27 protein-coding genes and 2 tRNA genes are annotated in these 26,375 nt (G+C 60.6%); 24 read left to right on the forward strand and 5 right to left on the reverse strand.

Going from position 1 to position 26,375, the window contains the following annotated elements; genetic code table 11:
- Nucleotides 1–61 precede the first annotated feature (61 nt).
- The 13 genes from HB860_RS02960 to HB860_RS03020 all read left to right on the forward strand — a co-directional run bounded on the left by HB860_RS02960 (nt 62) and on the right by HB860_RS03020 (nt 13,040).
- Nucleotides 62–490, forward strand: a complete 429-nt coding sequence (locus HB860_RS02960; RefSeq protein ID WP_247625703.1) for a hypothetical protein — start codon at nt 62–64, stop codon at nt 488–490.
- A 146-nt stretch (nt 491–636) separates the two neighbouring features.
- Nucleotides 637–1,086 carry a transcriptional regulator NrdR gene (gene nrdR, locus HB860_RS02965; RefSeq protein ID WP_025326027.1) on the forward strand — a complete coding sequence of 150 codons (450 nt, stop codon included), beginning with the start codon at nt 637–639 and terminating at the stop codon, nt 1,084–1,086.
- Nucleotides 1,087–1,261: 175 nt separating this feature from the next.
- Complete coding sequence (ribD, locus tag HB860_RS02970; protein ID WP_247625704.1) at nt 1,262–2,371, forward strand: bifunctional diaminohydroxyphosphoribosylaminopyrimidine deaminase/5-amino-6-(5-phosphoribosylamino)uracil reductase RibD; 1,110 nt, start codon at nt 1,262–1,264, stop codon at nt 2,369–2,371.
- A gap of 55 nt (nt 2,372–2,426) precedes the next feature.
- Nucleotides 2,427–3,080: a riboflavin synthase gene (locus HB860_RS02975; protein WP_247625705.1), complete on the forward strand. Its 654-nt coding sequence runs from the start codon at nt 2,427–2,429 to the stop codon at nt 3,078–3,080.
- Between the two features lie 142 nt (nt 3,081–3,222).
- Complete coding sequence (ribBA, locus tag HB860_RS02980) at nt 3,223–4,332, forward strand: bifunctional 3,4-dihydroxy-2-butanone-4-phosphate synthase/GTP cyclohydrolase II (protein ID WP_139437321.1); 1,110 nt, start codon at nt 3,223–3,225, stop codon at nt 4,330–4,332.
- 290 nt (nt 4,333–4,622) lie between these two features.
- Nucleotides 4,623–5,093, forward strand: a complete 471-nt coding sequence (gene ribH / locus HB860_RS02985) for a 6,7-dimethyl-8-ribityllumazine synthase (protein ID WP_139437323.1) — start codon at nt 4,623–4,625, stop codon at nt 5,091–5,093.
- Nucleotides 5,094–5,107: 14 nt separating this feature from the next.
- Nucleotides 5,108–5,521, forward strand: a complete 414-nt coding sequence (nusB, locus tag HB860_RS02990) for a transcription antitermination factor NusB (RefSeq protein WP_139437325.1) — start codon at nt 5,108–5,110, stop codon at nt 5,519–5,521.
- A 57-nt stretch (nt 5,522–5,578) separates the two neighbouring features.
- Nucleotides 5,579–6,538 (forward strand): thiamine-phosphate kinase, encoded by a 960-nt coding sequence (gene thiL, locus HB860_RS02995; RefSeq protein WP_247625706.1) that lies wholly within the window; start codon nt 5,579–5,581, stop codon nt 6,536–6,538.
- Entirely contained in the window at nt 6,535–7,023 is a 489-nt protein-coding gene (locus HB860_RS03000) for a phosphatidylglycerophosphatase A family protein (protein ID WP_139437329.1), read from the forward strand. The genes thiL and HB860_RS03000 overlap by 4 nt, the downstream gene beginning before the upstream one ends.
- 662 nt (nt 7,024–7,685) lie before the next feature.
- On the forward strand, nt 7,686–9,410 hold the full coding sequence (locus HB860_RS03005; RefSeq protein ID WP_139437331.1) for a dipeptide ABC transporter ATP-binding protein: 1,725 nt from the start codon (nt 7,686–7,688) through the stop codon (nt 9,408–9,410).
- A gap of 58 nt (nt 9,411–9,468) precedes the next feature.
- The gene (locus HB860_RS03010) at nt 9,469–11,025 is read left to right on the forward strand and encodes an ABC transporter substrate-binding protein (protein WP_106887629.1); all 1,557 of its coding nucleotides are present in this window, start codon (nt 9,469–9,471) and stop codon (nt 11,023–11,025) included.
- Nucleotides 11,026–11,120: 95 nt separating this feature from the next.
- Nucleotides 11,121–12,095, forward strand: a complete 975-nt coding sequence (locus HB860_RS03015) for an ABC transporter permease (protein ID WP_202046534.1) — start codon at nt 11,121–11,123, stop codon at nt 12,093–12,095.
- Between the two features lie 3 nt (nt 12,096–12,098).
- Nucleotides 12,099–13,040 (forward strand): ABC transporter permease, encoded by a 942-nt coding sequence (locus HB860_RS03020; protein WP_025326038.1) that lies wholly within the window; start codon nt 12,099–12,101, stop codon nt 13,038–13,040.
- A gap of 129 nt (nt 13,041–13,169) precedes the next feature.
- On the opposite strand, the gene dxs is transcribed toward HB860_RS03020, so the two are convergent.
- The 3 genes from dxs to xseB are packed head-to-tail and all read right to left on the reverse strand — an operon-like array spanning nt 13,170 to nt 16,199.
- On the reverse strand, nt 13,170–15,035 hold the full coding sequence (gene dxs, locus HB860_RS03025) for a 1-deoxy-D-xylulose-5-phosphate synthase (RefSeq protein WP_247625707.1): 1,866 nt from the start codon (nt 15,033–15,035) through the stop codon (nt 13,170–13,172).
- Nucleotides 15,036–15,056: 21 nt separating this feature from the next.
- Entirely contained in the window at nt 15,057–15,947 is an 891-nt protein-coding gene (gene ispA / locus HB860_RS03030) for a (2E,6E)-farnesyl diphosphate synthase (RefSeq protein ID WP_202046532.1), read from the reverse strand.
- Complete coding sequence (gene xseB, locus HB860_RS03035) at nt 15,948–16,199, reverse strand: exodeoxyribonuclease VII small subunit (protein WP_025326041.1); 252 nt, start codon at nt 16,197–16,199, stop codon at nt 15,948–15,950.
- A 234-nt stretch (nt 16,200–16,433) separates the two neighbouring features.
- On the opposite strand from xseB, the gene pomA reads away from it, so the two are divergent.
- The 3 genes from pomA to greA all read left to right on the forward strand — a co-directional run bounded on the left by pomA (nt 16,434) and on the right by greA (nt 18,716).
- Nucleotides 16,434–17,192, forward strand: coding sequence for a flagellar motor protein PomA (pomA, locus tag HB860_RS03040; protein ID WP_139437339.1), 759 nt, complete (start codon nt 16,434–16,436; stop codon nt 17,190–17,192).
- Between the two features lie 8 nt (nt 17,193–17,200).
- Nucleotides 17,201–18,094 (forward strand): flagellar motor protein MotB, encoded by an 894-nt coding sequence (locus HB860_RS03045; protein WP_247625708.1) that lies wholly within the window; start codon nt 17,201–17,203, stop codon nt 18,092–18,094.
- A gap of 145 nt (nt 18,095–18,239) precedes the next feature.
- Entirely contained in the window at nt 18,240–18,716 is a 477-nt protein-coding gene (gene greA / locus HB860_RS03050) for a transcription elongation factor GreA (protein WP_139437343.1), read from the forward strand.
- A gap of 49 nt (nt 18,717–18,765) precedes the next feature.
- Here the strand turns inward: greA and HB860_RS03055 are convergent, their stop codons facing one another.
- Both HB860_RS03055 and yhbY read right to left on the reverse strand, forming a co-directional pair.
- Nucleotides 18,766–19,359 (reverse strand): PilZ domain-containing protein, encoded by a 594-nt coding sequence (locus tag HB860_RS03055; RefSeq protein WP_247625709.1) that lies wholly within the window; start codon nt 19,357–19,359, stop codon nt 18,766–18,768.
- Between the two features lie 105 nt (nt 19,360–19,464).
- A complete protein-coding gene (gene yhbY, locus HB860_RS03060; protein ID WP_025326057.1) occupies nt 19,465–19,761 on the reverse strand; it encodes a ribosome assembly RNA-binding protein YhbY in 297 nt (98 codons plus the stop codon).
- Nucleotides 19,762–19,858: 97 nt separating this feature from the next.
- Here yhbY and rlmE point away from each other — a divergent pair, with 97 nt between their 5' ends.
- The 8 genes from rlmE to HB860_RS03100 all read left to right on the forward strand — a co-directional run bounded on the left by rlmE (nt 19,859) and on the right by HB860_RS03100 (nt 26,253).
- Nucleotides 19,859–20,488 carry a 23S rRNA (uridine(2552)-2'-O)-methyltransferase RlmE gene (rlmE, locus tag HB860_RS03065; RefSeq protein WP_025326058.1) on the forward strand — a complete coding sequence of 210 codons (630 nt, stop codon included), beginning with the start codon at nt 19,859–19,861 and terminating at the stop codon, nt 20,486–20,488.
- A 45-nt stretch (nt 20,489–20,533) separates the two neighbouring features.
- Complete coding sequence (gene ftsH / locus HB860_RS03070) at nt 20,534–22,486, forward strand: ATP-dependent zinc metalloprotease FtsH (RefSeq protein ID WP_139437347.1); 1,953 nt, start codon at nt 20,534–20,536, stop codon at nt 22,484–22,486.
- Between the two features lie 84 nt (nt 22,487–22,570).
- The gene (gene folP / locus HB860_RS03075) at nt 22,571–23,416 is read left to right on the forward strand and encodes a dihydropteroate synthase (protein WP_247625710.1); all 846 of its coding nucleotides are present in this window, start codon (nt 22,571–22,573) and stop codon (nt 23,414–23,416) included.
- A 17-nt stretch (nt 23,417–23,433) separates the two neighbouring features.
- On the forward strand, nt 23,434–24,768 hold the full coding sequence (gene glmM, locus HB860_RS03080) for a phosphoglucosamine mutase (RefSeq protein ID WP_106887617.1): 1,335 nt from the start codon (nt 23,434–23,436) through the stop codon (nt 24,766–24,768).
- A gap of 131 nt (nt 24,769–24,899) precedes the next feature.
- Nucleotides 24,900–25,664 (forward strand): triose-phosphate isomerase, encoded by a 765-nt coding sequence (tpiA, locus tag HB860_RS03085; protein WP_247625711.1) that lies wholly within the window; start codon nt 24,900–24,902, stop codon nt 25,662–25,664.
- Entirely contained in the window at nt 25,665–25,991 is a 327-nt protein-coding gene (secG, locus tag HB860_RS03090; protein ID WP_025326063.1) for a preprotein translocase subunit SecG, read from the forward strand.
- 9 nt (nt 25,992–26,000) lie between these two features.
- Nucleotides 26,001–26,085, forward strand: a tRNA-Leu gene (locus tag HB860_RS03095).
- A 91-nt stretch (nt 26,086–26,176) separates the two neighbouring features.
- A tRNA-Met gene (locus tag HB860_RS03100) sits at nt 26,177–26,253 on the forward strand.
- The last annotated feature ends 122 nt before the right edge of the window (nt 26,254–26,375 follow it).

Below are 26,375 nucleotides of genomic sequence, written 5' to 3' on the forward strand. Positions count from 1 at the left end.
TTGTTGTTTCTGCACCGGCCTTGCCATAGGGCTGTACTCATCGACCGACAGAGGAGGCACCATGCCAAATCAGACCGCGCTCAGTGATGAGGAACTCATCTCTGCCCTCCGCGCCCAGTATCATTTTCGCCCAAGCCCCGAGGGCCTGCTGGCCTGGGATGTGCGCCGTCTGGTGCGGCTGAGCCGCGGGTTGCCGGTGCACGCTGTGCCACTCTCGCAGCTCGCGGAGCTCGATAGCGAGCACTGGTACGGGCATGGTGGCGTGAAACCCACGGTGCGCAGCATAGTAGAACACTGCCAGCTGATGCAGGCCGCCGATCTCGCCTATCCCATCATTCTGGACAGTGCCGGACGGGTGATGGATGGCATGCACAGGGTGGGCAAGGCGCTGATGCAGGGCCATACCCATATCGATGCGGTGCAATTCGAGCAAGATCCGGCCCCCGACTATGTGGATTGCGATCCGGATCTGTTGCCCTACGACGACTGAACCGGCGCCATTTCAGCCCCAATGCCACCTTAGGGTGGCATTGTTTTTTCTGGGCTTTTACCGGCTTTGGATGGCCGTGCTACACTGGCCAGCCAAGATCCTGACCCCGCGGGGCAGGTGCCTTTTCCGTTAACGCCGGAGGTCCGATGCATTGCCCTTTCTGTAGTGCGGTTGATACCAAGGTGATCGATTCCCGTCTGGTGGCAGAAGGCCATCAGGTGCGCCGCCGTCGTGAATGCCTGCTCTGCCACGAGCGCTTCACCACCTTCGAGATGGCCGAGCTGGTGATGCCCCGTGTCATCAAGTCCAACGGCTCCCGCGAGCCCTTCAATGAAGACAAGCTGCGGGCCGGCATACTGCGGGCCCTGGAGAAGCGGCCGGTGAGCATGGAGGCCATCGAAAAGGGGGTCAATCACATCAAATCCCGGCTGCGTGCCACCGGCGAGCGCGAAGTCGCGTCCCAGCTGGTGGGCAACCTGGTGATGGATGAACTCAAGAGCCTGGACAAGGTGGCCTATATCCGCTTCGCCTCCGTCTATCGCAGCTTCGAGGACATCCGCGAATTCGGTGAAGAGATCGCCAAGCTGGAGAAGTGAGGAGGGTCGGATGAGCAAAGCAATATCCGCTTCACCCCTCTCTACCTCAGGACTCGAGGACATCCGCCTTGTTTGTAACAAGAAGCGGCGAAGAGATCGCCAAGCTGGAGAAATAAGCCAGCCATCCACGGATTGCGTTAGCACCCCTATTTTCTCGCGTTGAACGGGAGCCCAGATGTTTAGTCAAGACGATTACCAATGGATGAGCCGGGCCCTCGAGCTGGCCCGTCGCGGCCGTTACACCACGGCCCCCAATCCCTGTGTGGGCGCCGTGCTGGTGAAGGCCGGCGTGGTGGTGGGGGAGGGCTGGCACCAGCGTGCCGGTGAACCCCATGCCGAGGTCTATGCCCTGCATGCCGCCGGGGAAGAGGCTCGCGGCGCCACCGCCTATGTGACCCTGGAGCCCTGCTCCCATCACGGTCGCACCCCTCCCTGTGCCGAGGCGCTGATCAAGGCCGGGGTGACCCGGGTGGTCGCCGCCATGGTGGATCCCAATCCCCAGGTAGGGGGGCGCGGGCTGCGCATGCTCTCCGAGGCGGGCATCAAGACCGACTTCGGCCTGCTCAGCGCCGAGGCCGAGGCGCTGAACCCCGGCTTCTTCAAGCGGATGCGCACCGCCTTCCCGCAGGTGACGGTCAAGCTCGGCGCCAGCCTCGACGGTCGCACCGCCATGGCGAGCGGCGAGAGCCAGTGGATCACCTCCCCGGAGGCGCGCCGGGACGTGCAGCGGCTGCGTGCCCGCCACGATGCGGTGCTCTCCAGCGCCGAGACGGTGCTGGCCGACGGCGCCTCCCTCAACGTGCGCTGGGACGAGCTGCCGGCCTCGGTCAAGGCCGTTTATCCCAAAGAGACCCTGCGCCAGCCGCTGCGGGTCATCGTCGATTCCCAGAACCGGCTGACCCCGGACTTGCCCCTGTTCCAGAGCGAGAGCCCTGTGCTGCTGGCCCGTCACAAGGTCGACGGGGACTGGCCTGCCTGGGTGCAGCAGCTGACCCTGCCGCTGCTGGATGGCAAGCTGGATCTGGTGAGCCTCTTCATGCTGCTGGCCAAGCAGAACATCAACTCTGTGCTGGTGGAGGCGGGCCCCAGGCTGTGCGGCGCCCTGCTGGCCAAGGGGCTGGTGGACGAGCTGGTGCTCTATCAGGCTCCCAAGCTGTTGGGGGATGAGGGGCGCGGCCTGTTCCACCTGCCGGAGTTGACCCGGCTGTTCCAGGCCCCCAAGCTCACTGTCAAGGATGTGCGTCTGGTGGGGCAGGATATTCGCATCACAGCGAAAATAGCCTGATTTATCAATGTTCAAGGGGGCAGTCACTGCCCCCGTCATCAGCAAGGTGATCTGCATGTTTACCGGAATTATCGAAGCCATGGGCACCCTGGCCGCCCTGCGCCGCCAAGGGGATGACATGGCCCTCACCGTCCACGCGCCGACCCTGGACTTTGGCGACGTCAAGCTGGGCGACTCCATCGCCACCAACGGCGTCTGCCTGACCGTGGTGGCCCTGGGGGACAAGAGCTACACCGCCGACGTCTCCCTTGAGACGCTCTCTCGCACCGGCTTTGCCGAGGCCAAGGTAGGGGATCCGGTGAACCTCGAGAAGGCGCTGATGCCCACCTCCCGCCTCGGCGGCCACCTGGTCTCGGGTCACGTGGATGGCATCGGCGAGGTGAAGAGCAAGTCCAGCAGCGGCCGCGCCATCGAGTACTGGATCGAGGCGCCAAAGGAACTTTCTCGCTACATCGCCGAGAAGGGGTCCATTGCGGTGGATGGCATCAGCCTGACGGTCAACGCCGTGCAGGGGGATCTCTTTCGCCTGACCATTGTGCCCCACACGGTCCAGGAGACCACCATAGCCCGCTGGAAACCGGGCCACAGGGTGAACCTGGAAGTGGATCAGATCGCCCGCTATCTGGAGCGGCTGATGCAGGGCAGGGCGCAGGAGCAGGGCGGGTCCAGCCTGACCCTGGAGACCCTGGCCCGATCCGGGTTTATCTGACAGGCAGGGGAGCGGGCAAAACACGGTTCTGTGATCCCGCTCCGATTGAAATGGGGCCCCGCGCCCCCATCTAGCACACAATGATGCAGTATCAAGCCGAGCCGGCAGGCTCAATTCCCCAAGCATGTTGATGGAGTAGCCCATGGCGCTGAGCACAACCCAGGAAATCATTGCCGATATCAAGGCGGGCAAGATGGTGATCCTGATGGATGACGAAGACAGGGAGAACGAAGGGGACCTCATCATGGCCGCCTCCTGTGTCCGTCCGGAGGATATCAACTTCATGGCCCGTTACGGCAGGGGCCTCATCTGCCTGACCCTGACCCGGGATCGCTGCAAGCAGCTGGCGCTGCCGCTGATGGTTGATCGCAACAATGCCCAGTTCTCCACCGCCTTCACCGTGACCATAGAAGCGGCCGAAGGGGTGACCACGGGCATCTCCGCCGCCGATCGCGCCGTGACCGTCCAGGCCGCCGTCGCACCGAACGCCAAGGCCGCCGATCTGGTGCAGCCCGGCCACATCTTCCCGCTGATGGCGCAAGATGGCGGCGTGCTGACCCGTGCCGGCCATACCGAGGCGGGCTGCGATCTGGCCCGTCTGGCCGGTTACGAGGCGGCCTCCGTCATCGTCGAGATCCTCAACGAGGATGGCACCATGGCGCGCCGTCCCGATCTCGAGATCTTCGCCGAGCAGCACGGCATCAAGCTGGGCACCATCGCGGATCTCATCGAGTACCGCAACCAGCACGAGACCACGGTGGAGAAGGTGGCCGAGTGCAAGCTGCCCACCGAGTTCGGGGAGTTTGATCTCGTCACCTTCCGCGACACCATAGACAACCAGGTGCACTTCGCCCTCAAGAAAGGCGAGGTGAAAGCCGACCAGCCGACCCTGGTACGGGTCCATCTGCACGACGTGCTGAGCGATCTGCTGCTGACGGATCGCCACAGCGCCCGCAGCTGGCCGCTGCCCAAATCCATGGCCCGCATCGCCGACGAGGGCGGTGTGCTGGTGATCCTGGGGGCCGAAGCCCAGGGCGCCGAGCTGCTGGCCCGGGTCAAGGGCTTTGAAGCCGCCGACAAGGGACTGGCACCGGAAGGGGCCAAGTGGCAGGGCACCTCGCGCCGGGTCGGCGTGGGCTCCCAGATCCTCAAGGCGCTGGGGGTCGGCAAGATGCGCCTCTTGAGCTCGCCGAAGAAATACCATGCCCTCGGGGGTTTCGGCCTTGAGGTGGTGGAGTACGTCGGCGAGTAAGCGCCATGGTGCTCGCTTGACGACATACCATGCTCGCCAGGGGCTTCGGCCTCGAGGTGGTGGAGTACGTCGGCGAGCAAGAACCCTGGTGCTCGCTTGATGAAATACCATGCTCGCCAGTGGCTTCGGCCTCGAGGTGGTGGAGTACGTCGGCGAGCAAGCCCTTGACGGGTTGAATGACTATCCTGGCCGCTCGTTGCGGCCATGGTTTTTTGTCGCGGCTCTGTTGTGCTAGAATGCGTGCACTTTTGGCCCCGGCCCCTATTGATTGCACAGAGACAGGATTTCCAATGAAGATTATCGAAGGGAATATCGCCGCTCCCGAGGCGCGTGTTGCTATTGTCGTTGCCCGTTTCAACAGCTTCATCAATGACAGTCTGGTGAACGGTGCGGTCGACGTACTGAAGCGTCAAGGCCAGGTCCAGGACAGCAATCTCACCCTGGTGCGCGTGCCGGGTGCCGTCGAAATTCCCCTGGCAGCCAAGAAGCTGGCCAAGAGCGGTCAATACGACGCCATAGTTGCGCTCGGTACCGTCATCCGTGGCGGCACCTATCACTTCGAACTGGTGGCGAGCGAGAACGGCAAGGGGCTGGCCCAGGTGATGATGGAGTATGAGATTCCCGTCGCCTTCGGCGTATTGACCACTGAAAACATTGAACAAGCCATCGAGCGCGCCGGTACCAAGGCGGGTAACAAGGGTGCAGAGGCTGCACTGAGCGCGCTCGAAATGATCAACGTCCTGAAACAGCTGGACGTGTAACGAGGAGAAGTACATTGAAACCGTCCGAGCGCCGTAAGGCCCGCCATTGCGCCACCCAGGCCATCTACCAGTGGCAGATGACCCAGGCCAACGTGGGCGACATCGAAGAGCAGTTCAAGATCGATCAGGACACCAAGGGTGTGGACCTGAGCTATTTCCGCGATCTGCTGTTCGGGGTAGCGGTCCACTGCAACGAGCTGGACAAGGTGTTCTCGCCTTTCCTCTCCCGTCCGCTGGAAGAAGTGGACATGGTGGACAAGGCGATCCTGCGTCTGGCGACCTACGAGCTGACCCGTCGTGATGATGTGCCGCCGCGCGTGGTGATCAACGAAGCGATCGAGCTGGCCAAAGCCTTCGCCGCCGATGACAGCCACAAGTTTGTCAACGGTGTACTGGACAAGGTGATCAAGACGCTGACCAAGCGTTGATCCTGACGTCCATCAGCATTAAGAGAGGAGCCAGCCTAACCGCTGGCTTTTTACTGTATGGGTGAATTTGAGCTGATTGAGAAGTACTTCAAGGTCCCCCACGCCCGCAAGGACGTGGTGATGGGCCCAGGGGATGACTGTGCCCTGCTGACCCTGCCCGCCGATACCCTGCTGGCGGTGAGCACGGATACCCTGGTGAGCGGCGTGCACTTCTTCCCGGACATGGATCCGGTGGATCTGGGCTACAAGGCGCTGGCGGTCAACCTCTCCGATCTCGCCGCTATGGGGGCAGAGCCACGCTGGGTCTCCCTGGCGCTGACCCTGCCCGCCGTCAACGAGGCCTGGGTTGCGGGCTTTGCGGAAGGGTTCCTCGAGCTCGCCGAATATTACAATGTGGCCCTGGTGGGGGGGGACATGACCCGCGGGCCACTCTCCATCACCGTCTCGGTGAAGGGATCCGTGCCGGCCGGTCGTGCCCTGATGCGCAGCGGCGCCAGGGTAGGGGACGGCATCTATGTTACCGGCACCCTGGGGGATGCGGCCCTGGCCCTCTCCCATCTGCTGGGCAAGCGCACCCTCAACGAGAACCAGCTGGCGGCCGTGCTGCCCAGGCTCGATCATCCCCATCCCCGCATCCTGGCCGGTCAGGCCTTGCGCGGGCTGGCAAGCAGCGCGCTGGATCTCTCCGACGGCCTGGCTTCCGATCTCGGCCACATCCTCAAGGCATCCGGCGTGCGGGCCCAGATCGATCTCGACCTGCTGCCCCTCTCGCCGGTGTTGCAGGACGCCGTGCCCGCACGGGATGCCTGGCAGCTGGCGCTGGCCGGTGGGGATGACTACGAGCTCTGCTTCACCGTGCCACAAGAGCATCACGGTGCCCTGGACACGGCGCTGGCCAACTGTGGCGTCAGGTTCACCCGCATCGGCCGCATCCAGGCCGGCGACCCCGGCATCGACTATGTGCAGGATGAGCAGCCGGTCGAGCTGCATATCAAGGGCTGGGATCACTTCGCATGAGCTTTTTCAAGATAAGGCCCGAGCTGACAAGCCTGAGCCTGAAGAACCCGCTCCACTTGCTGGCGCTGGGTTTTGGTGCCGGTCTTTCCCCCAGGGCGCCGGGCACCATGGGGACGCTCGCCGCTATCCCTCTTTACCTGCTGGTGAGCGGTCTGCCGACCCCCTGGTTCATCGCCCTGCTGGCGGTGGGGTTCATGGCGGGCATCCGCATCTGCCAGGCGGCCACCGATGCCATCGGCATGCCGGATCACGGCGCCATCGTCTGGGACGAGGTGATAGGGTTCGGCGTCACCATGATAGCGGCCCCCGCCGGCTGGGAGTGGGTGCTGGCCGGCTTCGTGCTGTTCCGGCTATTCGACGTGCTCAAGCCCTGGCCCATCTCCTGGTTCGATCGCCGTATCCACGGCGGACTCGGCATCATGCTGGATGATCTCATCGCCGGCCTGTTCGCCCTGCTCTGCATGCAGCTGCTGGCTCGCTGGTAAGGCGGGTCGGCGATCACGGCCGCCATGGCGGGCCTGCCGCGCAATTTCATCGTCTGTCTGCCCGCTCTTTCCATACAATTAAGCCTCAGGCGCAGTTCCTTGATGGGACTGCGCCTTTTTGTATGCAATCCCCCCGCCTTGTCCGGTGATGGCGAATTGGGCTCTGGCAGATCATTCTGAGTTGACCCTATTTATCTCTGCTTAGTTTTCCTTCATCCAGATATGCTGCCGTTAAAAAATCATTTCACATAAATATTCACTACTCATTCGAAGCCGCGTACTCTGCGTTGAATAGTGGATTCGATTGCTTGTTACATCTTTGTTGAAATTTAAATAAGCTAATCTCTCGCATTGCCATCACAATCTCTGTTAATGTGATATTTATCGACATTTTGCGCCAATGGCGAGTGCGTTATCTGCGCAAAGTATTGCGAAATTGTATAACTGGATCATTTACACCCGCGGGCAAACCGACTAACTTACTCGCGGGTTATTCCAAAAAAATGCAAAAAACCCGCCCGGATCGCTGGTTTGGCTGCCTCATGGATTGAGCGTTTACTGCACAAGAGAAGCTCTCAACATTAAGTACCAAGGCACAACCAGCATCTGCGGCTGATTTACGGACGAATTATTTGGGACGGATGTCCCCCGCAGAGGTAACCATGTCCTTGCTCGAAGTGAAAAACTTGCGGATCGAGTACCCCTCCCGCTATGGGGTGCTGGCCGCGGTCAAGGATCTCTCTTTTTCCGTGGAAAAAGGCGAGATCGTCGGCGTAGTCGGTGAATCAGGTGCCGGCAAGTCCACCATAGGCAATGCCGTCATCGATCTGTTGAGCCCGCCCGGTCGCATCGCCCGTGGCGATATCTACCTCAACGGCGAACTCATCTCCGGCAAGAGCCAGAACGAGATGCGGGCCATCCGTGGCTCCCGTATCGGCTTCATCTTCCAGGATCCCATGACCTCCCTCAATCCGCTGTTCACCGTTGAACAGCAGCTGGTGGAGACCATACTGGCCAATACCGATCTCAATCGCGAGGCCGCCTTTGCCAAGGCCCTCGAGCTGATGGGGGCGGTCGGGATCCCGCAGCCGGAAGTGCGCATCAAGCAGTACCCGCACCAGTTCTCCGGTGGCATGCGCCAGCGGGTGGTCATCGCCATCGCGCTGTCTGGGGATCCCGAGCTCATCATCGCCGATGAGCCGACCACGGCGCTGGACGTCTCCATTCAGGATCAGATCCTCCAGCTCATCCGCAACCTCTGCAAGGAGCGTCAGGTGGGCTGCATGCTGGTGACCCACGACATGGGCGTGGTCTCCAACGTCACCGACAAGGTGGCTGTGATGTACCGCGGGGATCTGGTGGAGTTCGGCACCACAGAACAGGTGCTGGGTCGCCCCAGCCACCCCTATACCCGCAGCCTCATCTCGGCGGTGCCCCGCTCCGATGTGAAGCTGGTGCGCTTCCCCCTGGTCTCCTACATAGAGGATGCCGGTGCGCCGGATCTCAGCATCGATCTCAAGACCCACTGGCTCGGCCAGAGTCAGGACGAGCGCGCCTATGAAGGGGCCCTGCTGCGGGTGGAGAACGTGGATCTGAAGTTCGTCACCAAGGATTCCATCTTCCCGAGCCGCCGCCAGTACGTGCGCGCCTGCAACAACATCAGCTTCGAGATCTTCGAAGGGGAGACCTTCGGTCTGGTGGGGGAGTCGGGTTCCGGCAAATCCACCATAGCCCGCGCCATCACCGGCCTCTATCCGCCCGATACCGGCAAGATCTTCTTCGAGGGGATCGATCTCACCGCCCTGAAAGGGGAGCATGAGCGCCGCCCGCTGCGCCGCCAGATGCAGATGGTGTTCCAGAACCCTTACTCCTCGATGAACCCACGCATGAAGGTGCGTGACATCATCGCCGAGCCGATCCGCTTCCACAAACTGGCGACCAGCGAGAGCCAGATTGAGGGCATAGTGAGCGATCTGCTGGATCACGTCGGCCTCGGCCGCGGGGCCGGGGTCAAGTATCCCCACGAGTTCTCCGGTGGTCAGCGCCAGCGTATCTCCATCGCCCGCGCCCTGGCGACCCGGCCGCGCTTCCTCATCTGCGACGAGCCCACCTCGGCGCTGGATGTCTCGGTACAGGCCCAGATCCTCAACCTGCTCAAGGATTTGCAGCAGGAGCTTGGGCTGACCATGCTGTTCATCAGCCACGATCTGCCGGTCATCCGCCAGATGTGCGACCGCATCGGCGTGATGCAGCACGGCCACCTGGTGGAGGTCGCGGAGACCGAAAAACTGTTTACCAATGCCGAGCATGAGTACAGCCGCAAGCTGATCTCCCTCATGCCGGAATTTAAGGGAATGTCCCGCGAGGGGCTGGAAATCGCAAGCTAGGAAAGCACCGGTTCGCCGGTTTGTCTGTCAATAAAAAGCCAAAAGCATGGAGAAAGACATGAAGAAAGGATTATCCAAGATCGCCATGGCGCTGTTCGCCGCTGGTCTCGCGTTCAACGTTTCTGCCGCCGACATCAAGGTTGCCGTCGCCTCCGACGCCACCTCGCTGGACCCGCAGGAGCAGCTCTCCGGTCAGACCCTGGAGATGTCTCACCTGGTGTTCGATCCCCTGATGCGTTACACCCAGGATCTGCAGTTCGAGCCGCGTCTGGCCGAGAAGTATGAGCGCATCGACGACAAGACCGTCCGCTTCCACCTGCGCAAGGGTGTCAAGTTCCACTCCGGCAACGACTTCACCGCCGATGACGTGGTATGGACCGTCAACCGTCTGAAGGCCTCCCCGGACTTCAAGGCTATTTTCGACCCCATCGCCGAAGCCAAGAAGGTGGATGACTTCACCGTGGATCTCGTCACCGCCAAGCCGTTCCCGCTGGTGCTGCAGACCGTCACCTACATCTTCCCGATGGACTCCAAGTTCTACAGCGGCAAGGATGAAGCCGGCAAGGACAAGGCCGCCATCGTCAAGAACGGCGACTCCTATGCCTCTACCCATGTTTCCGGTACCGGTCCGTTCAGCGTCAAGTTCCGCGAGCAGGGCGTGAAGCTGGAGTATGCCCGCAACGCCAACTACTGGGACAAGGCCTCCAAGGGCAACGTCCAGAACCTGACCGTGGTGCCCATCAAGGAAGACGCGACCCGCGTAGCCGCCCTGCTGGGTGGTGACGTGGACATGATCTACCCGGTTGCCCCGAACGATCTGGAGCGCGTGAAGAACGGCAAGGATTCCCAGCTGGTGACCCTGTCCGGTACCCGCGCCATCATCATCGAGCTGAACCAGAACACCAACCCGGCGCTCAAAGACAAGCGTGTGCGTCAGGCAATCAACTACGCCATCAACCAGGTGGGCATAGTCGACAAGATCAACAAGGGCTTCGGTACTCCGGCCGGCCAGCTGAGCCCGAAAGGCTATGCCGGTTACAACGAGGCGCTCAAGCCCCAGTATGATCTGGCCAAGGCCAAGGAGCTGATGAAGGAAGCCGGTTACGAGAAGGGCTTCAAGATGACCTTCATCTCCCCGGCTGCTCGCTACGTCAACGACGTCAAGATCGCCCAGGCCGTCTCCGCCATGCTGTCCAAGATCAACATCAAGGTGGATCTGAAGACCATGCCGGTGGCCCAGTACTGGCCCGAGTTTGACAAGTGCGCCTCCGACATGCAGTTGATCGGCTGGCACTCCGACACCGAAGACAGTGCGAACTTCTTCGAGTTCCTGACCTTCACCAAGGATGCCAAGACCGGCATGGGTCAGTACAACTGCGGCGGTTATGCCAACGCAGAGGCTGACAAGATGGTGATGGAAGCGAACACCGAAACCGACCCGGCCAAGCGTGCCGCCATCCTGCAGAAGGTGGAAGCCATGCTGATCGACGACGCTGCCTATGTGCCCTTGCACTGGGAAGACCTGGCCTACGGTGCCAAGAAGAACGTCGACATCAAGCCTGTGGTCAACGTGATGAACTTCCCTTACCTGGGTGACCTGGTGGTCAACAAGTAAGTGAAGCGCTAAGGAAGGACCTGGCGGGGCGTCCATGGGTGCCCCGCCATTAACAGAAGCCTGTGCCAAGACACAGGCCACGTAGAAGGACAAGCATGTTTACATTCCTGCTGAAACGGTTCTATCAGGCCGTGATAGTGATGTTCGTCATCAGCCTGGTCGCCTTCTCCATCCAGGACAACCTGGGGGATCCGCTGCGCGAGCTGGTGGGACAATCCGTCTCCGAGTCCGTGCGCCAGGAGCTGCGCGACAAAATGGGCCTCAACGATCCCTTTTTGGTGAAATACAGCCGCTTCCTGCAGAACGCGGTGCAAGGGGATCTGGGCACCTCCTATTTCTTCAAGCGACCGGCCCTCGAGGTGATCCTCGACAAGCTGGTGGCTACCCTTGAGCTGGTGTTTGCCGCTGCGCTCATCATCGTCGTAGTCTCCATTCCGCTGGGGGTTTATTCGGCGATAAGACCGCGCAGTTTCCTGACCAAGCTCATCATGGCGGTGAGCAGCATCGGCATCTCGATCCCGGTCTTCCTGACCGCCATCATGCTGATGTACCTCTTCTCCATCCAGCTCGGCTGGCTGCCGGCCTATGGCCGTGGCGAGACCTACAACCTGCTGGGTTGGGAGTCGGGCTTCTTTACCTGGGACGGCATACTGCACCTGATCCTGCCTGCGGTGTCCCTCTCCTCCATCATGCTGCCGCTGTTCATCCGGCTGGTACGCTCCGAGATGCTGGAGCAGCTCTCCTCCGAGTACGTGAAGTTCGCCCGTGCCAAGGGGCTGGACAATAACAAGGTCTACTACCAGCACGCCCTGAAGAACACCATGCTGCCGGTTATCACCGTCGGCGGCGTGCAGATCGGCACCATGGTGGCCTACACCATACTGACCGAGAGCGTGTTCCAGTGGCCGGGGACGGGCTTCCTGTTCCTCGAGGCGATCCACCGGGTCGATACCCCGCTGATCACCGCTTACGTCATCTTCGTGGGCCTTATCTTCGTGGTGACCAATACCCTGGTCGACCTGCTCTACGGGTTCATCAACCCGACCGTCAACCTGACCGCCAAGGGGTAACAGATGACTAACGCTGTAACTGCAAGCCCAAGCCGTTGGGCGCGATTCAAGAACTCTGACATCGTCTACTACTTCCTGCGGGACAAGGTAGCCATGTTCAGCTTTGCGGTGTTTGTGGTGTTCGTGCTGGCGGCGCTGCTGGCGCCCTGGCTGGCACCGCACAACGTCTATGACCAGACCAGCTTCGATCTGATGGATGCGGAGCTGCCGCCCTCCTGGCTGGAAGGGGGCGAGGCGCGCTTCTGGCTCGGTACCGACAACCAGGGACGGGACATCTGGAGCACCATCCTCTATGGCGCCCGCATCTCGCTGACCATAGGCCTGTTCGCCGTCGGCCTGCAGCTGGTGCTCGGCATCGTCATCGGTCTCATCGCCGGTTACTTCGGTGGTCGCATCGACAACCTGCTGATGCGCTTTGCCGACGTGCAGCTGTCGTTCTCCACCATGATGGTGGCCATCATCATCTCCGCCATCTTCCAGGCTACGTTTGGTTCCGAGTTCTACTCGAAGTTCGCCATCCTGATGCTGGTGGTGATCATCGGCATCGCCGAATGGCCCCAGTATGCCCGGACGGTGCGCGCCTCCGTGCTGGCAGAGAAGAAGAAGGAGTATGTGGAAGCGGCCCAGGTGATGGGATTCCGTGCCCCGCGCATCATGTTCCGCCACATACTGCCGAACTGCCTGTCGCCCATCCTGGTCATCTCCACCGTGCAGGTGGCGAACGCCATCATGAGCGAGGCGGCACTCTCCTTCCTGGGGCTGGGCATGCCGGTGGATCAGCCATCGCTGGGGTCGCTCATCAGCGTGGGCTTCAACTACATCTTCTCCGGCTCCTGGTGGATCACCGCCTTCCCGGGCATCTGCCTGGTGGTGCTGGTGCTGGTCATCAACCTGCTGGGTGACTGGCTGCGGGATGTGTTCAACCCCAAGATCTACAAGGGTTGATGGAAGGTGGTTCACGAGTGCGCTGCGGCGGCCCGTGAACCGGTTTGACATCATGAATGACAAGAAGGGCGCCTGATGGCGCCCTTCTTTATTGCTCGTGTTTGCCCTTGTCGGGCCTGCCGTTCTGCGTCAGACCAGCAGCCAGGTCTCGATGCTGGCCTGGATACCTGCGGCATCCAGCCCCAGCTGGGCATAGATCTCCTCCTGGGTGCCTTGCTCCACGAAGCGATCCGGCAGCCCCAGATTGAGCACAGGCTTGCACTGCTTGGCATGCATCAGCAGCTCGTTCACCGCAGAGCCGGCACCGCCCATGATGGCGTTGTCCTCGAGAGTGACAAACTGATCGTGGGAGGCGGCAAGGGAGAGCACCAGGGCCTCGTCCATGGGCTTGACGAAGCGCATGTCCACCAGGGTGGCGTCCAGCGCCTCGGCGGCGGCCCTCGCCTGATGCAGCAGGGTGCCGAACGCCAGTATGGCGGTGCCCTTGCCCTGACGAATAATCCGGCCCTTGCCGAGTTCAAGTGCCTGCATCTCGCTCATGATCTCGCTGCCGCAGCCGCTGCCACGGGGGTAGCGCACCGCAGCAGGCTGGTTGCACTGATAGCCGGTGTAGAGCATCTGGCGGCACTCGTTCTCGTCGGACGGCGTCATCACAACCATGTTCGGCACCGTGCGCAGGAAGCTGATGTCGAACGCCCCCTGATGGGTGGGGCCGTCGGCGCCTACCAGACCGGCGCGGTCGATGGCGAACAGCACCGGCAGGTTCTGCAGCGCCACATCGTGGATCAGCTGGTCATAGGCCCGTTGCAGGAAGCTCGAATAGATGGCGACCACGGGTTTCTTGTCGGCGATGGCAAGGCCGGCGGCGAAGGTGACCGCATGCTGCTCGGCGATGGCCACGTCGAAGTAGCGATCCGGGTACTGCTGGCTGAACTTGACCAGGCCGGAGCCCTCGCGCATGGCGGGGGTGATGCCGACCAGTTTCTCGTCTTTCGCCGCCATGTCGCACAGCCACTGGCCGAAGATGGCGGAGAAGGTGGGCTTGCCACCGGCGCTCTTGGGCAGGGCGCACTCGTCCGGGTTGAACTTGGGGACGGCGTGATAGCCGATAGGGTCTTTCTCTGCGGGCTCGTAGCCCTTGCCCTTCTTGGTCTTGACGTGCAGCAGCTGGGGACCCTTGAGGTTGCGCATGTTGCGCAGGGTCTCGACCAGAGCGTGGATGTCGTGGCCGTCGATGGGGCCTATGTAGTTGAAGCCGAACTCCTCGAACAGGGTGCCCGGCACCACCATGCCCTTGAGGTGTTCCTCGGCCCGCTTGGCCAGCTCCTTGACCGGCGGCAGCCCCGCCAGCACCTTCTTGCCGCCTTCGCGGATGGTGGTGTAGAGCTTGCCGGACATCAGCCTGGCCAGGTGGTTGTTGAGCGCCCCGACATTTTCGGAGATGGACATCTCGTTGTCATTGAGCACCACCAGCATGTCCTTGTGGACATCGCCTGCATGGTTGAGGGCCTCGAAGGCCATGCCTGCCGTGATGGCGCCGTCACCGATGACGGCCACCACCTTGCGGCCCAGCCCTTCGCTCTCGGCGGCAACCGCCATGCCGAGGGCGGCACCTATGGAGGTGCTGGAGTGGCCCACGCTGAGCACGTCATACTCGCTCTCTTCCCGCCAGGGGAAGGGGTGCAGGCCATCTTTCTGGCGAATGGTGTGAATGCGCTCGCGCCGACCGGTCAGGATCTTGTGGGGATAGGCCTGATGGCCTACGTCCCACACCAATCGATCGAAGGGGGTGTTGTAGACGTAGTGCAGCGCCACCGTCAGCTCGACTGTGCCGAGGCCGGAGGCGAAGTGGCCGCTGGAGCGGCTCACCGAGCGCAGCAGATACTCGCGCAGCTCTTCGCACAGAATGGGCAGCCGCTCTTTGGGCAGGGATCGCAACTCGACCGGCGTATCCGCGAGGGCCAGGTTGGGGAAATCGCTAATATCAACGCTCATATTGTTACTGTTATCCAGCGTTTAGTGGGTTCGCTCGATGATGTAATCGGCAAACGCTTCCAGAATGTCGGTATTGTAGGGCAAGGATTGCAGGGCTGTTAAGGCCTTGTCATGCAGTTCGCGAGCCAGCTCACGGGCAGGGTCGAGACCGAGCAGGGCTGGATAGGTGCTCTTCTCCTGCGCCAGATCCGAGCCTTGCGGCTTGCCCAGGGTGGCGGTGTCGCCCGTGATGTCGAGGATGTCATCCTGCACCTGGAAGGCGAGCCCGATGGCGGCGGCATAGGTTTGCAGCGCGGCCAGGGTGGCGGGTTCCACGTCGGCCTTGCACAGGGCCCCCAGGGTGACGGCGCACTCGATGAGCGCGCCCGTCTTGTGGCGGTGCACCTGCTCCAGTTCGGCGAGGCTGATCCGGCGGCCTTCGGCCTCCAGATCCAGCGCCTGACCGCCGCACATGCCGAGATAACCGGAGGCGCGGGCCAGGGCGCTCAGCATCCGTACCCGGTTGGCCAGCAGCTCGTCGGGGAGGGGATGATCCGCCAGGATGGAGAAGGCCAGGGTCTGCAGGGCATCACCGGCCAGGATGGCGGTGCCTTCATCGAACGCCTTGTGGACTGTCGGTTGGCCGCGGCGCAAATCGTCGTTGTCCATGGCGGGCAGATCGTCGTGCAGCAGGGAGTAGGCGTGAATGCACTCCACTGCGGCGGCAGGGCCGTCGAGCCGCTCGCTTGGCACCCCCAGCATCTCGCCCACGGCGTAGACCAGGAAGGGGCGTACCCGTTTGCCGCCGAGCAGCAGGCCGTATTTCATCGCGTCCCGCAGGCGCGGCGCCATGGCGGGCAGAGCCTCAAGCTGTGCCGAGAGGCAGTCGTCGATGCGGCGCCGGTGCAGGCGGGAGAAATCGTCCAGGGTCACTCACTCCTCTCCTTGCTCTGATCGAAAGGGGACCGCCTGTTCGCTGCCGTCGGCCTGGGTCAGGAGGATCTGGATCTTCTGCTCGGCCTGCTCCAGCTTCTGCTGGCCGGCCCGCACCAGATGGATGCCCTGTTCGAATTGTTTGAGTGCCTCCTCGAGGGGGAGCGACCCCTGTTCGAGTTGATGCACTATGGTTTCCAGCTCTTCCAGGGTGGCATCAAAACTCAGACGGTCGATTTTTTTACTGGCCATGTCCATCCTCGGGGATTGAAAAAAACGGCTCATCTTAACATCGACCGGGCACAGGGGGGAGGCAGAAAAGTGTGCCGTCCTCAAACTATCCTGACCGCGGCCGATAGAAAGGGGCTGGCATCCATGTACTGCCGATGGGTTATTGAGGTGTGCCGGGCTTGCTGCCAGGGGCGCAATAGCAGAAAATTCAACAAAATATAAATAGATGGCAAGTTCGGTGACAGGAGTAGGGATGTGGATTTAGGCAGTCTGATAGGCATAGTGCTGGGATTCGGGGTGGTGGTGTACGGCATGCTGCTGGGTGGCCCCATGAGCATGTATGTGGATATGCCCTCGGTCTATATCACCATACTGGGTTCCCTCTTCATCTGCATGATGAAGTTCAACCTCAGCCAGTTCCTGATGGCGTTCAAGGTTGCGGGCAAGGCCTTCATGTACAAGGGCGACAAGCTCGACGATCTGATTGCCAAGGCAGTGGAGCTGGCGGACGCGGCCCGCAAGGGAGGCTTTCTGGCGCTGGAGGCGGCGGAGATCCCCAATCCCTTCATGAAGAAGGGCATCGACATGCTGGTGGACGGCCATGACGCCGACGTGGTGCGCGCCGTGATGGAAAAAGACATAGAGCTGACCTCTGAACGCCACGTCATCGCCGTCAAGGTGTTTCGCTCCCTGGGCGACCTCGGCCCCGCCATGGGGATGATAGGTACGCTAGTGGGGCTGGTGGCCATGCTGGCGAACATGAGTGATCCCAAGTCCATCGGCCCGGCCATGGCGGTGGCCTTGCTGACCACGCTGTACGGAGCGATTGAAGCCAACATGATCGCCATCCCTATCGCCGACAAGCTGGAGCTGCGCAGCGGCGAGGAGCAGCTGAGCCGCACCCTGATCCTCGACGCCATCATGGGCATTCAGGATGGCCAGAACCCTCGCGTGATCCAGGCCATGCTGCAGAACTACCTGAATCAGTCCAAACGCAACAACGGGGTTGAATAGGAGGCCCCATGGCAAAGTGCAAGTGTCCGCCGCCCGGCCTGCCCGGTTACATGGGTACCTTCGCCGATCTCATGTCCCTGTTGATGTGCTTCTTCGTGCTGCTGCTCTCCTTTGCGGAGATGGATGTGCAGAAGTTCAAGCAGATCGCCGGCTCCATGGAGAAGGCGTTCGGGGTGCAGAACATCCTGGAGGTGAAGGATATTCCTAAGGGGACCTCGGTCATCGCCCAGGAGTTTCGCCCCGGCCGGCCTGAACCGACGCCCATCGACACCATCATGCAGCAGACCATAGACATGACCCAGACCGAGCTGGATTTTCAGCCCGGGGATGCGGATCAGGCGGGGGGGCATGACAAGACCGAGGGTCAGCAGAGCGGGGGCGACACAGCCCAGCAGGCCCAGAAGGCGCAGCAGCAGTCCAACGAACTGGCCAAGGCGCTGGCCGAGCAGATGCAGGCCCAGATCCAGGACGGTGCCATCGAGATAGAGGCGCTGGGCCAGCAGATCATCATTCGCATCCGCGAGAAGGCGGCGTTCCCGGCGGGCTCCGCCTTCCTGCAGCCCCAGTTCTGGCCGGTGATCCGTAAAGTCGCGATCCTGCTCAAGGATGTGCCGGGGGAGATCACCGTCTCCGGTCATACCGATGACGTCGCCACCGAAGACGAGCTGTTCCAGTCCAACTGGGAGCTTTCGTCCCAGCGGGCGGTGGCGGTGGCCCACCAGATGATCAAGGTGCCCGGCTTTGACGGCAACCGCCTGGTGGTGCAGGGCATGGCGGATTCCCAGCCGCTGGTGCCGAACAACAGCCCGGAGAACCGGCGCGTGAACCGGCGGGTGGAGATCGCCATCATGCAGGGTAAACCGACGGTATCTGCCCCTATCGGGGTGGCGGATCCCAAGTAGCTTTCGCCAGGAAGCGCGATCCCGCTCGCAGGGGCTGACATGGATTTTGTGACGGCTTCATATTAAGATGCCTCATCCGAACCGATAGCTGCGGCTCTCTTTGATTGCCGCAGCTTCTCTTTATAAAGCAACCCAGGTTTCGACTATGAATCATACTCCGATGACTGTTCGCGGCGCTGAAAAGCTGCGTCAAGAGCTCGACTATCTGAAGAGCGAGCTGCGTCCCCAGATTATCGAAGCGATTGCTGATGCCCGTGAACATGGTGATCTGAAAGAAAACGCCGAGTACCATGCCGCTCGCGAGCAGCAAGGTTTCTGTGAAGGCCGCATTCAGGAGATTGAGAGCAAGCTCTCCAATGCCCAGGTGATCGATATCACCAAGATTGCCAACAATGGCCGCGTCATCTTCGGTGCGACCGTGACCCTGCTGAAAAGCGAGACGGAAGAGGAAGTGGTGTACCGCATCGTGGGTGACGACGAGGCGGACATCAAGCAGAACATGATCTCCGTGAACTCGCCCATTGCCCGTGCCCTGATCGGCAAGGAAGTGGACGACGTGGCCATCGTCAAGACGCCGGGTGGCGATGTGGAATACGAGATCCTGGAAGTCGCCTATCTCTGATTGAGTTTTGACAGAGACAGACAGGGGAGCCCCGGCTCCCCTGTTGCATTTAGTCCCCCTGATAGGTCTGGACGAAGGCGTCCTGATGACGCTGGAAGAGCCAGTCCCGCAGTTGCTCCTGGTCTCCCTTGTCCAGCTGGAATTTCAAGGCCCAGTCATGGTGCTTCTGGTGGGACTGGACATGCCTTATCAGGGTGCCGCTCAGTGCCAGGGGGGGCAAGCCCTCTATGCCGAGGGTGCCGTGCAGCCGGTCGCCCTTGGCCAGCGTCGGTGGCAAACCGGCCACGATGAGACCACCGAGGGAGAGGCTGTGCACCTCATACTCGGCATCGCTGGTATGCAGGACGGCTTTCTCATCGAGTCGCCAGGCGCGCAGGTGAGGAGAGCCCAGCTCAGTGATGGTGGGGGCGGCGATGCGCAGCTCGGTGTGGCCTTCCGCCGCCAGGGTACAATGCAGCGGAAAACGCAGTTGGTGGCCGGCGATGCGGGCCTCGATCGTCAGGGGGCTGGCCCGTTGCAACAGGCTCTGTAGGGGAAGACTCAGGTTGCCTCGCAGGAACTGGCCGGCGGCCATGTCCTCGGCGTCTCCCAAGTCCTGCAGCATGGCCAGCTCCTCGTCGGTGAGAATCTGATGCTTGTCCATAGTGGGTGTCCGCAAGTATTCATCGCAGGTTAAGGGCCTGACGACTATTTTGGCAAGCGACTTGGGAAGAAGGGAAATGAAGGAAAGAGCGAACGCTCTTTCCTGTTACTTGCGGGGCAACTGGATCTTGGGTTCTGTGGCCTGACGATAGATGGTCAGTACATGGCCCATGCTCTGTACCTTGATGGCGCCTGTCTCACGGACGATGGCTTCCATCACCAGCTGTTTCATCTCACGATCTTCAGACGACACCTTAACCTTGATCAGCTCGTGATGGTTCAGCGCCAGATCGATCTCGGCCAGCACCCCTTCGGTCAGGCCGTGTTGTCCCAGCAGGACGACCGGCTTCAGGCTGTGGGCGAGGCCCTTGAGGTACTGTTTCTGTTTATTGTTGAGAATCATGGCAATTTCTTCATAAGTCAGGGTTGAAAGGGGCGTATTCTACCCCCACTTAGCCCTTAATACTAATAACCCTTGTGGTTTTTTAAAGTCGACAATCATGACCCAGAAAAAACATTCCCCCAGTTCAACCCGCTGGTTAAAAGAACATTTTGACGATCATTACGTCAAAAAAGCCCAGAAGTTGGGACTGCGTTCCCGCGCCGTGTTCAAGATCGATGAGATCCAGGGCAAGGACAAACTGCTCAAGCCGGGCATGACGGTGGTGGATCTGGGGGCGGCCCCCGGTGGCTGGTCCCAGTTCGCCATCGAGCAGGTGGGTGAAAAGGGACGAGTGATTGCTTGCGATATTCTGCCGATGGATTCCATTGCCGGTGTCGATTTCCTGCAAGGGGACTTTCGGGAGGAAACTGTGCTTGCCGCCTTGCTGGCCCGGGTTGGCCCGGACAAGGTCGATGTGGTCATGTCTGACATGGCCCCCAACATGAGCGGGACCCAGCAGGTGGATCAGGCTCGCTCCATGTATCTGATCGAGCTGGCGCTGGACATGTGCAATCAGGTCTTGCGCAGTAATGGCAGTTTCGTGGTCAAGGTATTCCAGGGGGAGGGGTTTGACGCCTATCTCAATGAAATTCGTAGACTTTTCTCTGTCGTCAAGATTCGTAAACCAGACTCCTCCCGTGCCCGTTCACGAGAAGTCTACATTGTGGCTACCGGTTTTAAACTGTAGTACCCTAACCCTCATCGTTAACTGTCAGTCTGCGAGGTCATTGATTTGAGTGACATGGCGAAAAACCTAATCCTGTGGCTGGTCATCGCCGTCGTGCTGATGTCGGTGTTCAATAGCTTCAGCCCCAGCGATACCACCAGTCGCCAGCTGGACTATTCCAGCTTCGTGAAAGAAGTGACCCAAGAGCAGATCCGTGAAGTGCGGATGGATGGCAAGGTCATTAATGGCGTCAAGCGCACCGGTGAACGTTTCACCACCATCATCCCTGCGCCGGATCCCCAACTGCTCAACGACATGCTCAACCACAACGTGAAGGTGATGGGTGAGAAGCCGGAAGAGCCGTCTCTGATCACGTCCATCTTCATCTCCTGGTTCCCGATGCTGTTGCTGATCGGTGTCTGGGTCTTCTTCATGCGTCAGATGCAGGGCGGCGGTGGCAAGGGTGCCATGTCGTTTGGCAAGAGCAAGGCTCGCCTGATGAGTGAAGATCAGATCAAGACCACCTTCGTTGACGTGGCGGGTTGTGACGAGGCAAAGGAAGAGGTCAAAGAGCTGGTCGACTATCTGCGCGATCCGACCAAGTTCCAGAAACTGGGCGGCAAGATCCCCACCGGCGTGCTGCTGGTCGGCCCCCCCGGCACAGGTAAGACCCTGCTGGCCAAGGCCATCGCGGGTGAGGCCAAGGTGCCCTTCTTCACCATCTCGGGTTCCGACTTCGTCGAGATGTTCGTGGGTGTCGGTGCCTCCCGGGTGCGCGACATGTTCGAGCAGGCCAAGAAGTCCTCCCCCTGCATCATCTTCATCGATGAAATCGACGCGGTCGGTCGCCAGCGTGGCGCCGGTCTGGGTGGTGGCCACGATGAGCGTGAGCAGACCCTGAACCAGATGCTGGTCGAGATGGATGGTTTCGAAGGCAATGAAGGCGTCATCGTCATCGCCGCGACCAACCGTCCAGACGTGCTGGATCCCGCTCTGCTGCGCCCAGGTCGTTTCGACCGTCAGGTCGTGGTCGGTCTGCCGGATGTCCGCGGCCGCGAGCAGATCCTGAAGGTGCACATGCGCAAGGTTCCGTTGGCGGATGACGTCAATCCGGCGCTGATTGCCCGTGGTACGCCCGGTTTCTCCGGTGCCGATCTCGCCAACCTGGTCAACGAGGCCGCCCTGTTCTCCGCCCGTGAGAGCCGCCGCGTGGTGTCCATGAACGAGTTCGAGAAGGCCAAGGACAAGATCATGATGGGGGCGGAACGTCGCTCCATGGTGATGAAGGAGTCCGAGAAGGAGATGACGGCTTATCATGAAGCCGGTCATGCCATCATCGGTCGGGTCGTGCCGGATCATGACCCCGTCTACAAGGTCTCCATCATTCCCCGTGGCCGTGCCCTTGGGGTGACCATGTACCTGCCGGAGCAGGATCGCTGGAGCCACTCCAAGCAGCATCTGGAGTCGATGATCTCCAGCCTGTACGGTGGTCGTCTGGCGGAAGAGCTGATCTACGGTGCCGAGAAGGTATCGACCGGTGCCTCCAACGACATCGAGCGTGCCACCGACATCGCCCGCAAGATGGTGACCCAGTGGGGTATGTCCGAGCGTCTGGGCCCCATGCTCTATGCCGAAGAAGACGGTGAAGTCTTCCTTGGCCGCAGCATGGCCAAGGCCAAGCACATGTCCGACGACACCGCGCGCGTCATCGATGCCGAGGTCAAGCAGGTCATCGATCGCAACTATGCTCGTGCCAAGCAGATCCTGCAGGACAACATGGATGTGCTGCACACCATGAAGGATGCCTTGATGAAGTACGAGACCATAGATGCCAAGCAGATCGACGATCTGATGGCTCGTCGTGAGGTACGTGCTCCCAGCAACTGGCACGATGAACACGGTGACACCCCGCAAGGGGGCGCCAGCGTGAGCAGCGAGCCCGAGGTCAAGGCGCAGGCCGATGACAACAGCGCACCGCTGAATGATATCGACAAGGCGAACGATGTGCCGGCCAAATAAGCTTTCATGATCCAAACCCCGGGCTTGCCCGGGGTTTTTCTTTGTGCGGATATCCAGATTTTCTTGTGACAGGTAGATGTAAAGATGCAACTAATCAGCAAGGGGCGCAGCCTCTCCCTGGAGCGTCCCCACGTCATGGGGATCCTCAACGTGACGCCGGACTCCTTCTCCGATGGTGGCCGCTTCAAGCAGCTTGAACTGGCCCTGGCCCATGCTCGCCAGATGATGGAGGAGGGGGCCACCCTCATCGACATCGGCGGCGAGTCGACCCGCCCCGGCGCCCCCGACGTGAGCGAGCAGGAGGAGCTGGACAGAGTCATCCCCGTGGTCGAGCGGATGGCGCAGGAGCTGGATGTGATGATCTCTCTCGACACCTCCAAGGCTGCCGTAATGAGGGCGGGCTGCGCGGCAGGGGGCCACCTCATCAATGACGTGCGGGCCCTGCTCGAACCCGGCGCCCTGGCTGCCGCGGCAGAGGCTGACGTGCCCGTGTGCCTGATGCACATGCAGGGGCAGCCGAGAACCATGCAGGCGGAACCTCATTACGAGGACTTGCTGGGGGAGGTGAGGGCCTTCTTCGACGAGCGGATAGCCGCTTGCCTGGATGCCGGGATCCCGCGCCGGCACCTGCTGCTGGATCCGGGTTACGGCTTTGGCAAGACGGTGGCACACAACTATCAGTTGCTGGCCGGGCAGCTGAAGTTGCTGGATTACGGTCTGCCGCTCTTGGTGGGGATGTCGCGAAAGTCTATGATAGGCAATCTGCTTGGCCGCCCCGTTGATGAGCGGCTGGCCGGCAGCCTGGCCTGCGCCCTGATCGGGTTGCAACATGGCGCCAGGATCATCCGGGTGCACGACGTGCGAGCCACCATGGACGCGCTGCGCGTAGGCTGGATGACCATGACGGGACAAGATTTCGTATCCAGATAAAATAACGAGAACAGACAATGACCAGAAAGTACTTCGGCACAGACGGTGTGCGCGGCAAGGTGGGTGAATACCCGATCACCCCGGATTTCGTGATGAAACTGGGCTGGGCCGCCGGCAAGGTGCTCTCCAAGAAGGGCACTAAAAAGGTGCTGATTGGCAAGGACACCCGGATCTCCGGCTACATGCTGGAATCGGCGCTGGAAGCGGGCCTCTCCGCTGCGGGCCTCAAGGCCATACTGATGGGCCCCATGCCGACGCCGGCGGTGGCTTACCTGACTCGCACCTTCCGTGCCGAGGCCGGCATCGTCATCAGCGCCTCCCACAACCCCTATTACGACAACGGCATCAAGTTCTTCTCCGCCGACGGCACCAAGCTGCCCGATGAGGTGGAGCTGGCCATCGAGGCCGAACTGGATCACGAGCTCAAGTGCGTGGAGTCCGCCGAACTTGGCAAGGCGCAGCGCATCGACGATGCCGCCGGCCGTTACATCGAGTTCTGCAAGAGCACCTTCCCCACCCATCTGAGCCTGGAAGGGGTGAAGATGGTGGTGGATTGCGGCCATGGCGCCACCTATCACATAGCCCCCTCGGTGTTCCGCGAACTGGGCGCCGAGGTGATTGCCATCGGTTGCAGCCCGGATGGCCTCAACATCAACGATGGGGTGGGCTCCACCGCACCAGAGGCGCTGGCCGCCAAGGTGCTGGAGTGCAAGGCCGATCTCGGTGTTGCCTTCGACGGTGACGGCGATCGCCTGGTGATGGTAGACAGCACTGGCTACATCATCGACGGGGACGAGATCCTCTACATCATCGCCCGCGATGCTCTGCGCAACGGCCGCCTCAAGGGCGGCGTGGTCGGTACCCTGATGGCCAACATGGGCCTGGAGCTGGCATTGCAGACGCTCGGTATTCCGTTTGCCCGTGCCAAGGTGGGTGACCGCTACGTGCTCGAGATGATGAACGAGAAGGGCTGGCGCATCGGTGGCGAGAACTCGGGTCACATCATCTGCCTGGACCAGACCACCACAGGGGATGGCATAGTCGCCGCCCTGCAGGTACTGACGGCGGTGTGCTCTGCGGAGATGCCGCTGGCCAAGCTGCGCTCCGGCATGAGCAAGTTCCCCCAAGTACTGGTGAACGTACGTTTTGCTGAGGGCAAGGATCCGCTGGCGGCCGAAGCCGTGCAGCAGGAAGTGGCCAAGGTGGAACAGGAACTGGGCGGCCGTGGCCGTGTCCTGCTGCGCAAATCCGGCACCGAGCCCCTGATCCGGGTCATGGTGGAAGGGGAGCATGAGCAACAGGTGCGTGACATGGCACAACGCATCGCCCAACAGGTCGAATCGGCGTTTTAATGAGCAGCCAGGGTGATTTTTTAATCGCCCTGGTTGTATCTTGTTCAAACGATTCGAAAATTTGAAAATAGCACTTGTCAGCTGATCATCCTCTGGATATTATCAGCCCCGCTTTCGCAAGGGAGTTGCCGATGGGACATAGCAAGCCGTTTGTAGCAGCCAACTGGAAGTTACACGGTAGTAGGTCGCAGTTAGAGCAGTTTACGAGTCAATGCCTGAAGGGTGTTGGTGATGATGTAGATGTTGTTCTCTGTCCTTCCCATGTGCATCTCGACTTTACCGCACGACTGCTCGATGAGCAGAAGGTGATAAGGTTGGGGGCTCAGAATGTGAGCCAGCACAGACAGGGCGCTTATACGGGTGAAGTCTCGTGTGAGATGCTGGTCCAGGCAGGGTGCCGATACGTACTGGTCGGTCACTCCGAGCGCAGGCGTCTCTTTGGTGAGACCAGCTTTATCGTCGCAGAGAAGTTTGCGGCAGTCAGAGCGGCAGGTTTGATTCCCATCCTTTGTCTGGGGGAGTCAGGTGCGGCGAGACAGGCGAGAAGAACCTTCGAGGTGATCGCCGAAGAGCTGGATATCGTCATAGAGAAAAATGGCGCGATGGCTTTCGATAATGCTATCATCGCCTACGAGCCGATTTGGGCTGTAGGTACAGGTAAATGCGCCACACCCGAGCAGGCACAAGAGGTTCATTCCTTTATACGTGGTCGCTTGGCGGAGGATACTCCGGTAATAGGTGAGAAAGTCAGAATCATCTATGGTGGGAGCGTGACGCCGACCAACGCGAGAGATTTGTTTGCCCAGCCCGACATTGATGGCGGACTGATAGGTGGAGCAAGCCTCGACAGCGATGCGTTTTTAGGAATTGTTGAAGCGGCAAAGGGTGCAAGTTAAATGTACGAGATTCTTTTAGTCGTTTATCTGCTGGTGTCACTGGCTCTGATCGGTCTGGTGATGATTCAGCAAGGTAAAGGGGCTGATATGGGCGCCTCCTTCGGCGCAGGGGCATCGAATACCGTATTCGGCTCCGGTGGTTCAGGCAGTTTCCTGACCCGCACAACTGCAATTTTGGCCACTCTGTTCTTTTTGATCAGCCTGGTGCTTGGCTCCATGTCAAGCAACAAGGTAAAACAGGGTAGCGAATGGGAAAATCTGCAACAGACTCAGCAAGTTGAGCAGACCAAAGCGCCAGTGAAGAAAGACACTGACGTTCCCGAGTAAAGAGTTTTTGCCGTGGTGGTGGAATTGGTAGACACGCTATCTTGAGGGGGTAGTGCTCTAGGGTGTGCGGGTTCGAGTCCCGCCCACGGCACCAATTAAGCAGTGAACCCGGGTAACCGGGAAGTTATAGCCTGTCAGTCTTGTGTAATGAGAATGAAGTGGCTATAATCTCGCACGATTTCGGACGCGGGGTGGAGCAGCATGGTAGCTCGTCGGGCTCATAACCCGAAGGTCGTCGGTTCAAATCCGGCCCCCGCAACCAAATTTCACGCATTTCCTACGCTCAGGAAGGCGGTCGCTGCGAGGCGACAATCAGGGTAAAGCGCCAAGCCCCGATTTGACATCGGGGCTTTTTGTTATGTGCGATTTACTCTGAATCGATCT

This window comes from Aeromonas genomosp. paramedia, assembly GCF_023093515.1.
GTDB lineage: Bacteria > Pseudomonadota > Gammaproteobacteria > Enterobacterales > Aeromonadaceae > Aeromonas.

Coding starts and splice junctions, on each gene's coding strand:
- HB860_RS02960 (WP_247625703.1), top strand. CDS start 62: ATGCCAAATCAGACCGCGCTCAGTGATGAGGAACTCATCTCTGCCCTC.
- nrdR (WP_025326027.1), top strand. CDS start 637: ATGCATTGCCCTTTCTGTAGTGCGGTTGATACCAAGGTGATCGATTCC.
- ribD (WP_247625704.1), top strand. CDS start 1,262: ATGTTTAGTCAAGACGATTACCAATGGATGAGCCGGGCCCTCGAGCTG.
- HB860_RS02975 (WP_247625705.1), top strand. CDS start 2,427: ATGTTTACCGGAATTATCGAAGCCATGGGCACCCTGGCCGCCCTGCGC.
- ribBA (WP_139437321.1), top strand. CDS start 3,223: ATGGCGCTGAGCACAACCCAGGAAATCATTGCCGATATCAAGGCGGGC.
- ribH (WP_139437323.1), top strand. CDS start 4,623: ATGAAGATTATCGAAGGGAATATCGCCGCTCCCGAGGCGCGTGTTGCT.
- thiL (WP_247625706.1), top strand. CDS start 5,579: ATGGGTGAATTTGAGCTGATTGAGAAGTACTTCAAGGTCCCCCACGCC.
- HB860_RS03000 (WP_139437329.1), top strand. CDS start 6,535: ATGAGCTTTTTCAAGATAAGGCCCGAGCTGACAAGCCTGAGCCTGAAG.
- HB860_RS03005 (WP_139437331.1), top strand. CDS start 7,686: ATGTCCTTGCTCGAAGTGAAAAACTTGCGGATCGAGTACCCCTCCCGC.
- HB860_RS03010 (WP_106887629.1), top strand. CDS start 9,469: ATGAAGAAAGGATTATCCAAGATCGCCATGGCGCTGTTCGCCGCTGGT.
- HB860_RS03015 (WP_202046534.1), top strand. CDS start 11,121: ATGTTTACATTCCTGCTGAAACGGTTCTATCAGGCCGTGATAGTGATG.
- HB860_RS03020 (WP_025326038.1), top strand. CDS start 12,099: ATGACTAACGCTGTAACTGCAAGCCCAAGCCGTTGGGCGCGATTCAAG.
- dxs (WP_247625707.1), bottom strand. CDS start 15,035: ATGAGCGTTGATATTAGCGATTTCCCCAACCTGGCCCTCGCGGATACG.
- xseB (WP_025326041.1), bottom strand. CDS start 16,199: ATGGCCAGTAAAAAAATCGACCGTCTGAGTTTTGATGCCACCCTGGAA.
- HB860_RS03045 (WP_247625708.1), top strand. CDS start 17,201: ATGGCAAAGTGCAAGTGTCCGCCGCCCGGCCTGCCCGGTTACATGGGT.
- greA (WP_139437343.1), top strand. CDS start 18,240: ATGAATCATACTCCGATGACTGTTCGCGGCGCTGAAAAGCTGCGTCAA.
- HB860_RS03055 (WP_247625709.1), bottom strand. CDS start 19,359: ATGGACAAGCATCAGATTCTCACCGACGAGGAGCTGGCCATGCTGCAG.
- yhbY (WP_025326057.1), bottom strand. CDS start 19,761: ATGATTCTCAACAATAAACAGAAACAGTACCTCAAGGGCCTCGCCCAC.
- rlmE (WP_025326058.1), top strand. CDS start 19,859: ATGACCCAGAAAAAACATTCCCCCAGTTCAACCCGCTGGTTAAAAGAA.
- folP (WP_247625710.1), top strand. CDS start 22,571: ATGCAACTAATCAGCAAGGGGCGCAGCCTCTCCCTGGAGCGTCCCCAC.
- glmM (WP_106887617.1), top strand. CDS start 23,434: ATGACCAGAAAGTACTTCGGCACAGACGGTGTGCGCGGCAAGGTGGGT.
- tpiA (WP_247625711.1), top strand. CDS start 24,900: ATGGGACATAGCAAGCCGTTTGTAGCAGCCAACTGGAAGTTACACGGT.
- secG (WP_025326063.1), top strand. CDS start 25,665: ATGTACGAGATTCTTTTAGTCGTTTATCTGCTGGTGTCACTGGCTCTG.